Annotated in this window: 11 protein-coding genes; 4 read left to right on the top strand and 7 right to left on the bottom strand. The window is 38.5% G+C overall.

Annotated features, from left to right (window positions below; all coding sequences use genetic code 11):
* Positions 1-69: 69 nt before the first annotated feature.
* Positions 70-708, top strand: a complete 639-nt coding sequence (locus Q7657_RS16695) for a thiopurine S-methyltransferase (RefSeq protein ID WP_107166590.1) — start codon at positions 70-72, stop codon at positions 706-708.
* A 156-nt stretch (positions 709-864) separates the two neighbouring features.
* On the opposite strand, the gene purT is transcribed toward Q7657_RS16695, so the two are convergent.
* The 7 genes from purT to sbcB form a co-directional block, all read right to left on the bottom strand.
* Positions 865-2043, bottom strand: a complete 1179-nt coding sequence (gene purT / locus Q7657_RS16690) for a formate-dependent phosphoribosylglycinamide formyltransferase (RefSeq protein WP_107166589.1) — start codon at positions 2041-2043, stop codon at positions 865-867.
* A 205-nt stretch (positions 2044-2248) separates the two neighbouring features.
* Positions 2249-3133: a DMT family transporter gene (locus tag Q7657_RS16685; protein ID WP_053989688.1), complete on the bottom strand. Its 885-nt coding sequence runs from the start codon at positions 3131-3133 to the stop codon at positions 2249-2251.
* Positions 3134-3282: 149 nt separating this feature from the next.
* The gene (gene cdd, locus Q7657_RS16680) at positions 3283-4170 is read right to left on the bottom strand and encodes a cytidine deaminase (RefSeq protein WP_008987111.1); all 888 of its coding nucleotides are present in this window, start codon (positions 4168-4170) and stop codon (positions 3283-3285) included.
* Positions 4171-4428: 258 nt separating this feature from the next.
* Entirely contained in the window at positions 4429-5112 is a 684-nt protein-coding gene (locus tag Q7657_RS16675; RefSeq protein WP_107166588.1) for a CidB/LrgB family autolysis modulator, read from the bottom strand.
* A complete protein-coding gene (locus Q7657_RS16670) occupies positions 5109-5453 on the bottom strand; it encodes a CidA/LrgA family protein (RefSeq protein WP_107166587.1) in 345 nt (114 codons plus the stop codon). The genes Q7657_RS16675 and Q7657_RS16670 overlap by 4 nt, the downstream gene beginning before the upstream one ends.
* A 122-nt stretch (positions 5454-5575) precedes the next feature.
* Complete coding sequence (locus Q7657_RS16665) at positions 5576-6100, bottom strand: hypothetical protein (RefSeq protein ID WP_107166586.1); 525 nt, start codon at positions 6098-6100, stop codon at positions 5576-5578.
* A gap of 262 nt (positions 6101-6362) precedes the next feature.
* Positions 6363-7784, bottom strand: a complete 1422-nt coding sequence (gene sbcB, locus Q7657_RS16660) for an exodeoxyribonuclease I (protein ID WP_107166585.1) — start codon at positions 7782-7784, stop codon at positions 6363-6365.
* Between the two features lie 1546 nt (positions 7785-9330).
* On the opposite strand from sbcB, the gene Q7657_RS16655 reads away from it, so the two are divergent.
* The 3 genes from Q7657_RS16655 to Q7657_RS16645 all read left to right on the top strand — a co-directional run bounded on the left by Q7657_RS16655 (position 9331) and on the right by Q7657_RS16645 (position 15777).
* Positions 9331-11520: a DEAD/DEAH box helicase family protein gene (locus tag Q7657_RS16655; protein ID WP_107166584.1), complete on the top strand. Its 2190-nt coding sequence runs from the start codon at positions 9331-9333 to the stop codon at positions 11518-11520.
* Positions 11521-11530: 10 nt separating this feature from the next.
* On the top strand, positions 11531-13969 hold the full coding sequence (locus Q7657_RS16650) for a sigma factor-like helix-turn-helix DNA-binding protein (RefSeq protein WP_219908797.1): 2439 nt from the start codon (positions 11531-11533) through the stop codon (positions 13967-13969).
* 830 nt (positions 13970-14799) lie between these two features.
* Positions 14800-15777 (top strand): hypothetical protein, encoded by a 978-nt coding sequence (locus Q7657_RS16645; RefSeq protein WP_107166583.1) that lies wholly within the window; start codon positions 14800-14802, stop codon positions 15775-15777.
* Positions 15778-15801: the final 24 nt, after the last annotated feature.

Here is a 15801-nt window from a genome sequence, read left to right as displayed (position 1 = left end):
GCATCAGATACCGTTAAGTATACGTGTATCTTTCTCATAATTATTTAATACAGAAAGTAGAGTCACAAAATGGATGCAGAATTTTGGCATAGCCGTTGGGCAGAAAACCGCATTGGTTTTCACTTATCTGATGTAAACCCATTACTGATCAAACATTGGTCAGCGGTTAAACCGCAACGTGATGAGCGTGTGCTTGTCCCTATGTGTGGTAAAACACAAGACTTAGTATGGTTAGCAGAGCGTCATAACCAAGTGATTGGTATTGAGTTGAGCGATATTGCTGTCAAAGCTTTCTTTGCTGAAAACCTCTATACACCGCTTGTTACTGGTGTCGGCAATCAACACCTTTATGAGTTTGATGAGATCTCGATTTACCAAGGTGATTACTTCACCGTAAATATCGATCCTGTTGATGTGGTTTACGATCGCGCAGCATTAATTGCAATGCCAGAAGACATGCGTCAAATGTACGTAGAGAAGCTACTGTCATTGGTAAAACCGGGCGGTCGTATTCTGTTGGTGACACTTGATTACCCACAAGATGAACTAGCAGGGCCTCCATTCTCAGTACCTAAAGCAGAAGTTGAAGCTTTATTTGCCAATTGTAAAGTGACACACCTTGAACGTGATGATGCTGATGAAACGCATCCTCGTCGCCAACGTGGTTTATCTCGCTTTGCAGAAGAAGTGTGGTTGATTGAAGTGTAATAACACTTAATCACATTTAGCTAAACATAAAGAAAGGCATGTTGCTTTAAACTAACCTGATGTTTTAAGGTTAATTAGAAAGCTAACATGCCTTTTGCTTATAGAGAACGGTTATTTGACGCTAATGTTATTAGTTAAAACCGAACAGTGAACTGATTAGTTAAAAACGACTTTCACATCACCAGCAGCGTTAACTGCATCATTGACTGCACTATCAATATCTTCACGACGAGTCAGTGCCACACCTAAACGACGACGACCATTGATTTCAGGCTTACCAAACAAACGAATTTGTGTTTGAGGACGAGAAAGCGCAGGCAGTAAGTTATCAAAGCCGATATTGGTTGAAACACCTTCAGCCAGAATAACCGCGGAAGCTGATGGACCATATTGTGTGATGTGCTGAATGGGTAAACCAAGGAATGCACGAACGTGAAGGGCAAACTCAGACAGATCTTGTGAAATAAGCGTCACCATACCCGTATCATGTGGGCGAGGGGAGACTTCACTAAACAGTACCGTATCGCCTTTAATAAATAGCTCGACACCAAACAAGCCGTAACCACCCAGAGCATTAACAACTTTCTCTGCAACATCTTGTGCCGCTTTTAATGCCGCTGTAGACATTTGCTGTGGCTGCCATGATTCACGGTAATCACCGTCTTCTTGGCGATGACCAATAGGCGCACAGAAATGAACACCATCAACAGCACGAACGGTTAATAATGTGATTTCGTAATCAAACTCAACAAAGCCTTCGATGATCACACGACCCGCACCAGCACGACCGCCTTCTTGTGCGTATTGCCATGCTGAATCAATATCAGCAGCTGTTTTAATTACGCTTTGACCTTTACCTGATGAACTCATGATTGGTTTTACCACACAAGGCATACCAATGCGCTTGACGGCAGCAGCAAAGTCATCGTATTGATCAGCAAACTCATAAGGAGAGGTTGGAATAGAAAGAGTTTCAGCGGCTAAACAACGGATACCTTCACGGTTCATTGTAAGCTTAGTGGCATTAGCGGTAGGAACAACGTTCACACCTTGTTGCTCAAGTTCAACTAGAGTGTCAGTCGCAATGGCTTCAATTTCTGGTACAACATAATCTGGTTTTTCTAATTCAATGATACGTTTTAGTGCATCACCATCAAGCATATCAATCACATGGCTGCGATGCGCAACTTGCATAGCTGGCGCATTGGGGTAGCGATCTGCGGCGATCACTTCGATGCCTAAACGTTGACATTCGATCGCCACTTCCTTGCCTAATTCACCAGAGCCTAAAAGCAGAACACGAGTAGCATTTGAACCATTAGCTGTACCTAACATTCTTATTCCTTACGATTTATGTTGGATAGTGTTGGTTGGGCGTGATAATACCTTGTTTTTATAATTAAGCAAACGTTTGCGTCGGTGTTTTATCTAAACTTGAAACATAAATAGTGTCAGTTAAATGAAGCATATAATAAAAAACCGCCAGCAATGTGGCGGTTTCATCAGTGATCTTAAAATGCATGACACATTATCAAATGTGTTACTTGCGTTTTTCCCACTGAGTGATAAACGCAACAGAGGCAATAATAATGGCAGCACCAAGCCATAAACGACCCGGAGGTACCCAACCAAACACTAACCATCCACCTAATACATTTAATGGCAGTTTGGCATGATCAAAAGGTTGGACGAAAGAAGCATCTGCCACTGCATAGGCTTTCGCAATCGCCCATTGTGCAAGGGCGGTTAATAAACCTGCTGCGATGATTAATGTCCACGTTGCACCGCCAGTCGGCATATGAAAATCAGGTAGTGCAAGTAACACATTAAAAGGGGTGATCAGAATCAGTAGATACATCACAACCGTTGTTGGTGATTCTGTGCTTGATTGCTTTTTCACCATCAGCGAATAACCCGCCCAGAAAATCGCAGCACCCACAGGTAGCAATGTGGCAATGCTAAAGGTATCTGACCAAGGCTCAAGAATGATCATCGCACCAATAAAGCCAGCAATGGTTGCACACCAACGTGCCGCACCGACTTTTTCTTTTAAGAGGAAACCTGAGCCAATGGTAGCAAATAACGGTGAAGTCATGAGCAATGCAATACCTTGCCAAATCGGCACAGGATAGGCGAGTGCCCACAGCCATAACTGAATACCAATCACTGCAAGAAAGACACGGAAACAGTGTTGGAAAAATTGTTGTGTCTTTAATGAGTGACGGATCCCCATGGTTCTAAGCCATGGCAGCATCGCAATCAACGCAATGAAGTATTGAAATAGGGCAAAGGTGGTCGATGAGACACCAAGTTTTATGCTGAGGTACTGAGCAAGGCTGTTCACAATGGCAAAAGCCAAACCTGCAGACAGCATCCAACTTGCACCTTGTACCGGATTATGTGTTGGACTATGAGTGTGAGACATGAAAATAGGTTCTCTATAAAAGCGTTGCGAGGATAATACGCTTTTGTTTTTAGATAGCCAATATTCGACCCACTCTAGAGGTGTTGAGGTAATAAAAAACCGCCTATTACAGCGGTTTATATAACAACCTAGGTCTTTATTGCTAAATCTTAGTAAGCAACATAGGTCATTTGAATGTCTGGATTCAATGCTTCTAGCAGTGCTTGAGTACGTGCTAGTTGGCTGATTTGGCTTTCAGCACTTTCAACTAATGCCGCTTCAACCAATTCAGACAGTTTGTAGCCTGACATATTCATGTTGATGAGCGCCACTTGCAGCGGTGGTAGGCTAGGGTTAAATGCCGCATTTTCAGCGTACATACCCACAAATACACGACCGTCTTTGGCTTTAAGCGCAACACCACTGAAGTTCTTCGAGTAAGGTGCATGTGAACGGTTTGCAGCATCACAAGCGGCAACAGCCAGCTCAGATTGTTCAGCAATGGTAATACCGTTATCAATATCGCTTAGTAGTGCATCTTCAATACCAAGATCGGCAGGGCCGAATGATTCAGGTAGGTATTGTTGCAGAGTCATTGGTTGGCGCTCTGGCAGTTGGATCACTAACTCTTTAGCCGTGTTGAGCTCATTCATGAACTGACGACAGTGACCGCAAGGGCTGTAGTTGATAGTCACATCTTTAATGCCAGTTTCACCTTTGATCCACGCATGGCTAATAGCCGATTGTTCTGCATGGATAGTACACGCCATACTTGCACCGGCAAATTCCATATTTGCACCAAAGTAAAGGCGACCAGAAGTACCACGGACAATAGCACCAACATAGAAATTAGAAATAGGAACAACAGCGTAAGCAGCAGCAACAGGAAGGAGTGCAAGACGAAGATCAGAATCAGATAGATTAGTGTGAGCAAGTAAGTGTTCAAATTGCTCAGGACTGATAGTGGAATCGAAATTTTTATCTTCAATAATTGGTCGAAGAGCTGATGCAAGCTCGTTAGGTAATTGACCTAATGCATCCATAACTTTTGCGTGCATTGGGGTGTTACTCCGTATTGTTGATGGAGAAACATTCTATGTTAAATGTTAATAATCAAGTGTGATACAGATCACATTAATTATCAACTCTATACACTAGTTACATTATCGAGAGCGAGCTCACACAAGTAAATGTAAATTTTTATGTAATAAATGGTTATCAAAACAGCATGGGCTTAAAACTAATATGAATTAAGCAACATAAACGCTGTAAGCATATGATGCTGCTTATACCCAAGTAACTTGGGTATAAAACCATTAACTGAAAAAGACATGCTGTAAGATAGGGAACATCAATGGTGCAAGTAGGGTTGTCATAATGCCGCAAATCACCAATGCCAATGAGCTAAATGCCCCTTCTTGATAGTCTTGCTCTACTGCCTTTGCCGTACCTAATGCATGAGAAACTGTGCCGATAGACAAACCTTTCGCTAACGGGTGATGAATACGAAATAGTTTCATCACTGGATAACCTAATACTGCACCAAACAAACCGACAATGATCACCATTGCAGCGGTAATGGCAGGAATACCCCCAATTTGTTGTGATGCTGCCATCGCAAGTGGAGTGGTAATAGATTTAGGCAAAATACTGGCCGCTAATTGAGCATCCGCACCCATCAAAAACGCAATACCTGTACCAAACGTCATTGATAACACACTACCTACAAAACATGCCGTTAAGATGGTTTTCCACTTACGCTTAATCAAAGGCAATTGCTGATACAGCGGTAACGCTAAGGCAACAACCGCAGGGCCTAACATATAGTTGATAATTTCATTGTCAGCAAAGTAAGTCTCATAAGGAACATTGAGCCAGCGCAGTGCAGAGATCAAAAAGATCAACGAAATCAACAATGGATTAAATAGTGGATTGCGGATCTTCATTGCCAAATAACGCATGCTGTAAAACACAACAAGGGTTGCTAATAACCAGATCATGACTCTTTTTCCTTATGGTGAAGGGCAAGGCCAATCACAATCAATACAATTAATGTGCTACCAAGGGTGCTTGCAAAAATGATGGTGGCATTATGTTCGATTAAACCTAAGTAATTCATAAGGCCAACACCGACAGGAACAAACAGCAACGCCATATGTTTGATCAGCAAATTACAGGTTTTCTCAACCCATTGAGTTTTACAAATGCCTGTTACTAAGCCGAAGAAAAGTAAGAACAAGCCAATAATACTGCCGGGGATCGGCAGATGAGTTAGATGTTGTATGCCTTGGCCTACTAAAAAGCAAAACATAACAATGGCAAAAGATCGTATGTAATCCATAGTGAAAAAGGTAATGCTAGAAAGTTTTATTCATCATACAAATAAACGTGCTATTTGTCACACAAAATTACACGGCATTTAGAAAAATGATAAAACTGTTTAGATTAAATAAATTTTATTGTTTATGAATTCCACAACAATAGACCAATAACGGCAGCCAGCGATAGCAAAATGGATACTTTTAACCAAATAAAATCAGTCACAATGGTTTTAAACCATGAATATTCATAGGTGTGGTTATTCGGTGGTGGGGAAATCTTAGGAGAAGATGGATTAAGCACAACAGATTGCTTACGTGATGTTTTGGTAGGAAGCGGTACCCGAAAACCAAAATGAGGCACAACATGGATAGGGATCGCCATCTCTCCGTTACATTGTAACTTTCCTGTTAGCGAAACCAGTAATAGATTAATGTCGTAACTGTGATCACTGGTTTCTTCAAAGGCATCAAGCGAAGTAAAGGTTTTACGGTATAACGAATCGGCATTGATCACTTCACCAGCGAACAAACATAAGATCTCTAGCAAGCGTGATTCCTCACGGGTGAGTAAGGTTCGGGTATCATCACGCCAAAGAAGCAAATGCTTCTCCGGAAAAAAATCTAACTTCTCGTAGCTATAACATTTCAATAAGGTTTGCGTTGCCATATAGCACACCTATCGTTACCACAATGCGTTTTCAGTATTTCGCATAAACGATAACTTTTATTATGGTTGAAAATGCCAACTTGGTAGGTTTTTTATCGCTCTTTGCTATTAAGTGTTAACGTGAATAGGGCAATCGGCAAATAAATCACTGTCTTGAAATCTCAAAAAAAAGAAGCCTATTTACTTGCTTTCATTGGAAAACAAGGCAATAGACTTCTATTACAAACGAGGTTTTAAAGATAAAGCAAAATGGGTAAAACCCTTACACCAACTTAGAAACGTAATCGTACAGCGACTTTAAGATCTTCATTTTATTCTCGTCAGATTCATACTCATAAGCCACGGCTTCAAAGTTCTCCATGTACTTAGGCATATTCGCTTCAAAGAAATCCTGGCAATGGTGTTTCCAGCGTACTTGCTCTTCATAACTGAGTGTCATCGGGAAGTTACGCGCACGGTAGCGGAATAACAACGGCTTGATACGCTTATCATCAACATTAATTTCAAGCGAACCTAGTTGATCCGCTGGCGTTTCACGAATGATATCCATTGTAGAGCGATCAGCGGTTGAGAAGAAACCGTCATACAGCATGGCATCAACGTTATCATTGGCATCATATTCACGTTTAACGCTAAACATCTCGATCACTTTTTCGCGGATCTCAGGATGTTGCTTAATAAGCGCTAAGTGCTTTAAGCATTGCTCACGATCAATACCCAAACGTGCAGCATCTTCTGCTTTTAATGTTTTAGCAGGGGCAAGCACTGGGCACTTATTCAAATGCACTTCTTTAATAGGAACAGGCAGTTCATCTGGCGCTAGATCAATACGTTTGGTGTATAAACGCTCACGTAGTTGGTCTGCATCAAGTTCGATTAATGGGGTAGGATCAAGCGCAAGGTTTACCGTGATCACTGCATTCTTATTATCAGGATGCCATGCCAGCGGTACAATCCAGCTTGTGTTGCCGCAATCAGTACCAAACATGCCTGAGATATGAACTAATGGCGTTAAGTTAACAATATCAACTAGATCTTGCAGCTTGCGCTTATGGCGAAGATCAAACAGGTAATCAAACAACTTAGGTTGATTAGTTTTAACAATTTTTGCTAACTCAATAGTCGCATAAACGTCAGCCATCGCATCGTGAGCATTTGCGTGTTCGATACCGTTAGCCACAGAAAGCTTTTCAAGTTTAAAGCTCGGACGATCTTCATCATCCAAAGGCCAGTTCAAACCATCAGGACGCAGCGCATAACAAGTACGCATAATATCGAGCAAGTCCCAACGTGAATTACCGTTTTGCCAAGCCCATGCATACGGGTCGAAGAAGTTACGATAGAGGGTGTAACGTGTCACTTCATCATCGAAACGCACGTTGTTATAACCAATCACACACGTATTGGGTTTAGACAGTTCAGCATGAATCGCTTCAATAAATTCAGGCTCTGATAAGCCTTTTTCCATTGCTTCTTGTGGCGTAATACCGGTAATTAAACACGCTTCAGGTGACGGTAGGTAATCTGCTGGTGGCTTACAATAAATCACCAACGGCTCACCAATAATATTCATGTCCATATCGGTACGGACACCTGCAAACTGACACGGACGATCATTGGCAGGGCTTGCGCCAAAGGTCTCGTAGTCAATCCAATAAAGCGTTGCTTGGTTCTTATCGTTCATAAATCATCCATAGCCATTGGTGTTATTATTTGGCATGTTTTCTAAGCAATGGCCTGTTGTGAAAAACTGCTTATAAATTCAGCAATTTATCGAAAATTTAATGGCAAATACTCAAGCATGAAAACTTAAGCTTACATGCCTCTAAGTATCCCGTATTTATGAGGTAAGAGGCAAGGCGGGAGGGGGATAAATTAACCGTGGTGTTGAGATAAACTAGAATTGAGAGAATCAGGACGAACCCAAAAAATGCTAATTCATTAATCATGAAGCTAAGAGCCTGTTTTAAATTTCTGTAAGAGTAAGAGCATTATTGAAAAAACAGAATTAGACCATATAAAAAGGCTGCACGTAGATAAAGCATCAAAGGGCGATATTAGGACGAATAAAGGCAACTTACGATGCTGTGCTTTTTTCAGGTGGAACCCCATTACTATTTCAGCAGCAAACCGTTATACCTACCGAATTAGAGGTTGTTTACCCATTGAAAATTGGCGTACCTATGATTTTAGATGTTCACTATCCACCAGTAAATCAGAGCTCGGTGTTATGCCGCATGTGGTTAACAAGATGCTTGGCTATGAGCTAAGTGGGGTATTTCTTGTTTGTAGCAAACATGATTGGTTGAAAGATTTATTAGAGGAGTATGAGTTGTATGCGTAGAGCTGGATAGTTATTTGAAGTAGGTTTATTGGTTACTGATTTTAGCTGTGTTGGATATAGTCTCTAACACGGAAATGCTCTATTTACATTTATGGATACTCTTCGGTTATCTCATAAAATACGAACTTTCCTCCTGATTTAAACAGAACTTATAAAATTTAACCAATTCGTAGATTGAATACATAAAATTATCGACTGACTAATCAATAGTCAATCGCTTTATTATAAGGTCAAAAAAGCCTTGATTTGTAGACTTTATGATATATTTATGCCTGGAAATTTAGGTGTTAACGGGGTTTTTAGTGCATATAAGTTAAGGGAGGTAGTATATGTGGCTTTATCGCATTTCGTGCTGGTGAAAACTAACGTAATCCATCTTAAGACGAGAGTTTTCGATAGATTTTTTAATTGAATGTAAATATTACAAAAATAATGTAAGTCTAATCCAAGCCCGTAACCTCCACGGTTTACTTATTCGGGATATCGAATAGTAGCGAGATATTAGTAACTACGAAAGGCTATCAATCTCGATCTGAACAGCATGATAATTCCTCTAACATTGGTTTAAAGAGCACTCGAGAGCTAGAAGATACTGATTGGAATGGATGTATCTAAATTAATACATTAGAGGCAATCTTCGAAGATGCTAATGTATTTGATTTTAATGATTTGTGGATGCGCGATATACAATAGGGTGTAAGTTAGTAACTCCAAGTGTGGCTAAATTGAGTTTAACTCGTTTAAAAGTTAAGCATGCGACTAATATTATGAATCATCCTATTCACATTGATACAAAAAAGCAGCTGAAGCTATCTTAGAAGATTTTACCTCAGGTGATGTAAAGCAAATTCAAAGAAAAAAGTATAACAAATTCGGTTTTAGTTAAATGATTAAAAACTTTAAGAGCATTGATAAGTTGAGCCCAAGTGATTTTGAGCTTTTTATTCGAGATTTATTCTTGGCTTCTGGCTGGAATGACGCTGAAGTAACACAAGCAGGTAAAGAGTATCGCCATGGTGATGGTGGTGTTGATATTTTTGCTTATAAAGGTAAACGTAAATTCGCAATTGAGGTCAAGCAACGAAATATAGATACTACAGTTGATGTCAAAGCATTGAATCAGTTAGTCACTGGTGCGAAGCTTGCGAACGTTTCCAACAAGATCTTAGTGACTAACTCTTATTTTACTTCCGAAGTAAAAGCTCGTGCATTACGGTTAGGGGTCGAGTTAATTGACCGTGAGGGATTACAAGACCTTTGGGTAAAAAAACACTCAGAAATTGGCCGTGAGATTAAGCCACGTAAGTATCAACATGATGTAATTGAAGAAGCTCTTTCTTCTTTTGAGTCTGGTAAAACCAAACTATTGATCGAAATGGCTACCGGTTTAGGAAAAACCTATACTGTTGCTCATTTGGTCAAACGCTTAATTAATGACTCAGAAAAGCGACCTAAAGTATTGTTTCTCGCTCATCAAGTGGAAATTTTGTTGCAGTCAGTTACGTCATTTAAAAATGTATTAGGTGTGGGAAATTACAGCTTCTCCGCTTGCTTTTCAGGTTCGAAACCTGAAGATACTGACTTTGTTTTTGCATCGTTTGATACTTTGTATGGTCAAATAGCTTCATTAAGCTCTAAATCATTTGACTTTATTATAGTTGATGAGGCTCACCATACCCCAGCACACACATACGCTGAAGTGGTAAATCTTTTTGAACCTAGGCTTTTGATTGGATTAACTGCTACACCTTATCGATCTGATAAAAAAGATGTTCTGAGCTTTTTTGGTGGTACAGATGGCCATATTGGTAAGTACGATTTGGTTTGGGCGCTTAAGCATCGTAAGTTAGCATTCCCTAAATACCTAGTGCTTTTAGATGATCTTGATCAAGATAAAATTGATCAACTTGAGAGTGGTCTTTCGGTTTCTGATTTAGACAAACGTCTGTTCTTGCATAAAAAGGATGAAGAGGTTGTAAAAATCATCGAAAGAACTGTTGTTGAGAAAGAAATCGAAGATGTGAAAGGCATCATATTTTGTCGAAATATTCAGCATATGAGACATTTGCTAGAATTTTTTGAGCTTGGTAGTGCTACCTTAGTTCATTCTAAAATGCCAGAGCTAGAGCGAAGAGAAAACATTCGAAACTTTAGAGAAGGTGATTTCAAATATATTTTAGTTTGCGATTTATTTAATGAGGGTATCGATATCCCGGAAACAAACCTGCTAGTTTTTATGCGTTACACTGGATCTAGAACGATTTGGTTGCAGCAATTGGGTAGAGGTTTACGTAAGACACCAAATAAAGATTATGTGCATGTATTGGACTTTGTCGGTTCGCTAGAACGTTTAAATGAAATTAAAGAACTAGCACAAGCAGTTGATAGGACACCTCTTGATGAAGCAAGTCTTGTTGATAATGAAGAGCCGAAACAGCGTAAATGTATACTTCATAACTCTACACTTGAGGTTAAATACAGTGAAGAGGCAGCAAAAGTTCTGACTTTACTCGAACACATGAAGATGCAGCTCAATAGCCGCGAAATATTAATTGACAGAATTAGGTTGTTGAAAGAAGAAACAGGTAACATTCCCGTAATTGAGGAACTTGAAAGTTGTTTACCGGATGTAAGCCTTGATCAGATAGCAACCCATTTCGGCTCATATTACAGCTTTTTGTTGGCAGCATTTGATCAAGACATTGATTGCCAATCAATGGTCGAAAGGGTAAAGAAATTTGTAGCTGAATTTTCTACACAACAAAAAGTGTTACCAAGCTTTCGAGCAATTGCTTATAACTTTATGTATTTCCAACTCTTTGAATTTACAGAACGTGAAATTAAGAATTTTCTACCTTTATTGGAACTAGAACACCCCACTCTAGAAAATTTGAAGGAAGAAAATGATAACATTGAAGTTGTAACCAAAATTGAATGTGAGCTTATCGCGCAGTACAAAAATATGATCAAATCGCGTTCAGACTTAAAACTTATAACAGATTCAGAGCAGCGAAAAATCAAAGAAAAATACCGTTCAATCTCAGTCTTTTTAAAGAAGCTAAAGGAAGTAAAGTAAGGTGAAGTGCTTGGATGTTAAATTAAATGAAGAATGCATGATGGTAGCACTACGCAAACTCTTTCGCGATTTGTCCCGATCAAGTGACCTTCAAGAACATAACTACGAAACCTTATGGGACATAGTCGAAAGTTTATCCCCTGCAACTTTTAGTACGCTTCATAATAATGTGTACTTTGCTGATTTTCTTCGTCAAATTTATGTTGTCAATAATTCAATAGACTTAGAAAAAAATGAAGTAGCTCTTCATCAAAGTAAAAATTCAAATGATGAATTTCAATTACCCTTGCCTGAAGATACTTTGATCGTTCCAAATCTAGCAACACCTTTAGACTTAGTTCAACTGCCTGCTCGATTTATAAAGCTATTTAAACGGTTAAGAAACACAAGTTTGAATAATACTCAGTTCAAAGTAGGTAATACTCTTCAAGATGTAGTAGATCTTACAGAAAATGAAGTAATAAACTTAAATGGTATTGGTATTTCTTATGTTGAGACACTAAAAGAACTTAAGAAATTAGTAAACGATCAAAATGGGGACTTCCCAGAATTAGACGAAACGAACAAAGAAGAGTTTGACCTATTAGGGATTGATACTTCTAACTATTCGATAAGTATGTATGGTGTTGAACAGCGTTTTGTAAAACCACTGGAAAAATATATTCGACATTTCAAGCTATCAACTATGACACCGAAGATAGATGACGTTTTGAAATTCGAACGAGATGAGCTTTTAGCTTTGCCTAGCTTTGGTCGGGGTGCCGTTGACCAGTTGATTGAATTTAAGAATATTATCGTGGCTGAAATCCGAGCAATAGAACAAGGTGAAGTTGATTATATGGAACTACAATCAAAGATCATTGTTCCATATGCTATTGACACTATGCCATTGCAACAAATTGAGCAAGTATTGCTGGATGATATTGATCATTTCTTAGATAAATTAAGCGATGATGAAGTAGATATTGCTCAAAGTCGTTGGGGTTTTGTAGAAGATAAGGAAACTCTAGAAGAAGTAGGAACCCGGTATGAGCTAACAAGAGAGCGAATTCGACAAAGAGAAGCAAAGATTAATAATCAGTTTATATCGAATCTAAGAGTTAACCCCAAGTCTCTTTGGTATTTGTTAGAACCTTACATGGAACCTCAATTGAAAGAGCAACTTCCTGATTTATTTGATTGTTTTTCATCTGAAAGGGCTTTCTATGAATTTTTGGAAATAGTCCTTCAGAAAGAAAAACTATTTGAATATATTTATCCAGAAGTTGATAAAGCGATTTTAAATTCTTATTTTGCTGAAAACGGTGCGCCATTACATATTCAAGATGCGATAATCGTAATTGAAGAGTCTGGTTTGAGTAGTATAAAAAGTAGCCGAAACGCTATTTTTAATCTTCAGAAGCAAGGCCAACTGATTATAGAGGGTGAGTACTTATGGCCAAAGTTACTTAGTAAATCACAAGCTTCGGCTTGTGTGTTAGTTAATCAACCCAAAGGATTACCTTGGTCTGATATTGCTAAGTTAGCCAATAAAAACGGTTTTTCTAAATCTGATATTTACGAGGATAGATTAGATCATGAAGCCTTTAAGAATAAGGACTATATATACCTTGCAGGGAAAGGTTTATATAAACATACTCGCTTTATCAACTCAGATGTTATTAGCTTAGAGAAGGTGTTTTCAGAACTCTCAGCCTATACTGCAAACAACACAAGAGATGTTTTTCATCTCAATGAGTGTTACCAATCATCAGATTATTTAAAGCGATTTAATTATTATGAGATTCGTCATTTTGTTAAGCACTTTGGCGAAGATTATGGTTTTTATTTCGACGGGCGATCACAAGCAGATTCAGTTGGACGTAAGAAAGGCTTTAAAAACATTACACAAAAAGATGTGATTATTGAAGCAATGAATAAGAGTGAGAGGCCTTTTACAAAACCAGAAGTTGCTAATTTATTAAAAAGCAAAAGCTTAGGACATGCCTCTTATTATTTAGATGAGTTAATGGAAGCGGGCAGTATTGTACAGGTTGATCACCAATTGTATACAACCCCCATCAAAGCCTATCGGAACATTGACTTGCCTGTTTATTTGAATAATATGCAAAATATTCTAGAAAAGTGCGCTAAACCTGTTGAGGCATCAATATTCCAACAAATGCTAAATCCATTATTTTTGGTAAGTTATTCCAAGTTCTTCTATGCTTCTATAGCACGATGTTTTGCCGCAGAAAGAGGCTGGTATAGAGCTCATGGCTTGTACAGTATTCAACCTATTCAGTTTAATAACCTCACAGACGCAGTAAGTATCTGTTGTGAAATTGCTGATCCTATAAAAGTCAGTGTTGAGCATTTACAAGAACATATTGCTATCACCAAAGAAAATGCATCAACGGTAATACATAATTGGCGAAATTCGCATAATAGGCTGCAAACTCGAACTTAATCACTAATAGCATTATTGAGTCCTAATTTGCTACTTGCACAACTCTTTCATAACCTGGCTTTTTAAGACGTGAATTAATATGTTACTAATGCTTGATTCGTTAATCTCATTTCTGTTTGGTGATTAATTAGCTAAAACAAACAAAGCGATCTCTCACCAAGATCGCTTTGTTGCTAAAACCGCTTTCCAAACCGACTGGTATTATCTTTCCATTCTTCAACGACAGAACGTAACCAATGTAAGAGCATTAGTGTAACTGGCTCAGGTAAGCCGCGTTTTTGTCGGCACTTATAAATAGTTGCTCGATTTGTGATTTGAAACATATCTAAAACTTCAACGTGACTAATTAAAAGATGCCTTGATTGCTCATTAAATTTAGCATAAGTTTTTGCTGGTGGCGGTGAATATCGACAGTTGCTTTCTTGTTTACTTTTATAGTATGACGGCGTCACGTTTAAGGCATTTTCTTGGTATATGAGATGTTTACAGTAGGATAGCTGTTGTAATTGAATATGTTTGATTCCTTATTCGCATGTTGCACTAACAAAACCAAAAAAGATGAACCTGATTAATGGTGTGCTAATAACGGGCATCACCTTTAAATAATCCTTTCACTTTTAATTTTGCATATCTTTTGGTAATGGCTCACCAAATGTTTGCCACCCTCTATTTTTCCATCATATCTACTGTAACTTGTCTTATTAAGCTCAAACACCTTAATAAGGTAAGTAAATTATTGTGACTGAAGTATTAGCTTTGTTGTATATCTCTTTGTTTAATATTAAGTAAGATTAAACTGCATACCTATTTATTAATCTTAGGTGTGTTAGATGTCTAGAAAGTTTTGGGGTTACCGAATTGATAAGACAAAAATTGATTTCTTCCGTCAGGAATTAGAAGAAGGAAGGTTAAGACAGGGCTGGGGATGGAAAGATGAACAGAACCTAAGACAACTCACTATGGATAGCGGCGCTCGTCGTAACCTACCTATTTTCCGTAAGGTTAAAAAAGGAGACATCTTGTTAGTTCCACGCTTACCAACGTGGAATGAAGTTGCGATTGTAGAAGCAACCCAAGATTTCTCTGAGGGCTATGATTTCTCTATCGATCCTAAGTTAGGAGATTTTGGTCATATTTTTCCTGCACGTTTGATTAAAAGTTTTAATAGAAAAAATGCCAATGTGTTAGGGGATCTAAGAGCCAGCTTGAAGCAAGTTAACCGCTTCTGGAATATGACACATTGCAAAGACAGTATCGAAAAGCTGATCAACCATGATGAGTTACTGGTTGATTCTATTGGTTTCTCTAACCGCTTTAATAATCTTCTTACCGACAATATCAGTAAATCGTTAGAACAAACTGATTTCTATACAAACTTCTACCAACAAATGAATGAGCAATTCTCTAATGAAGAATGGGAATATGCATTGGTTGAGGGTATCCGCAAAATTTTACCTGAACCGATTTTAGTAGAGCGTACGGGTGGAATTACAGAGAAAGAGCATGGAACCGATATTCTTATTACATTGCCGGGTTTGCTAGGAAAGAGTTATGGCATTGCAATTCAAGTGAAAGATTATAAAGGGTTAATGAGTGGTAGTGCGATAAAACAAATTCAAAAAGCAGAACACTGGAATAATGAAAATTTCACTATTATTGATAAATACGTGATAGTGACTCGTTGTCTAAAGGATGATCATCCAGAAGATTTTCAACAAGTTGATGGAGTAACCGTCATTTTTGCTGAGCAGTTAGAAGATCTATTAAAGGATATTGCAGCAGGGTTTATTGGTTTAGGTAAAAATTAGCAATTACACGCAATATAATGATAC

The sequence above is a fragment of the Candidatus Photobacterium acropomis genome, from assembly GCF_030685555.1.
GTDB classification, from domain to species: domain Bacteria; phylum Pseudomonadota; class Gammaproteobacteria; order Enterobacterales; family Vibrionaceae; genus Photobacterium; species Photobacterium lucens.
This window is presented reverse-complemented; position numbering and strand designations above follow the sequence as displayed.

Bases quoted from the DNA above. Each gene is read 5' to 3' on its own strand.
- Q7657_RS16695 (WP_107166590.1), top strand. From the start codon at position 70: ATGGATGCAGAATTTTGGCATAGCCGTTGGGCAGAAAACCGCATTGGT.
- purT (WP_107166589.1), bottom strand. From the start codon at position 2,043: ATGTTAGGTACAGCTAATGGTTCAAATGCTACTCGTGTTCTGCTTTTA.
- Q7657_RS16685 (WP_053989688.1), bottom strand. From the start codon at position 3,133: ATGTCTCACACTCATAGTCCAACACATAATCCGGTACAAGGTGCAAGT.
- cdd (WP_008987111.1), bottom strand. From the start codon at position 4,170: ATGCACGCAAAAGTTATGGATGCATTAGGTCAATTACCTAACGAGCTT.
- Q7657_RS16675 (WP_107166588.1), bottom strand. From the start codon at position 5,112: ATGATCTGGTTATTAGCAACCCTTGTTGTGTTTTACAGCATGCGTTAT.
- Q7657_RS16670 (WP_107166587.1), bottom strand. From the start codon at position 5,453: ATGGATTACATACGATCTTTTGCCATTGTTATGTTTTGCTTTTTAGTA.
- Q7657_RS16665 (WP_107166586.1), bottom strand. From the start codon at position 6,100: ATGGCAACGCAAACCTTATTGAAATGTTATAGCTACGAGAAGTTAGAT.
- sbcB (WP_107166585.1), bottom strand. From the start codon at position 7,784: ATGAACGATAAGAACCAAGCAACGCTTTATTGGATTGACTACGAGACC.
- Q7657_RS16655 (WP_107166584.1), top strand. From the start codon at position 9,331: ATGATTAAAAACTTTAAGAGCATTGATAAGTTGAGCCCAAGTGATTTT.
- Q7657_RS16645 (WP_107166583.1), top strand. From the start codon at position 14,800: ATGTCTAGAAAGTTTTGGGGTTACCGAATTGATAAGACAAAAATTGAT.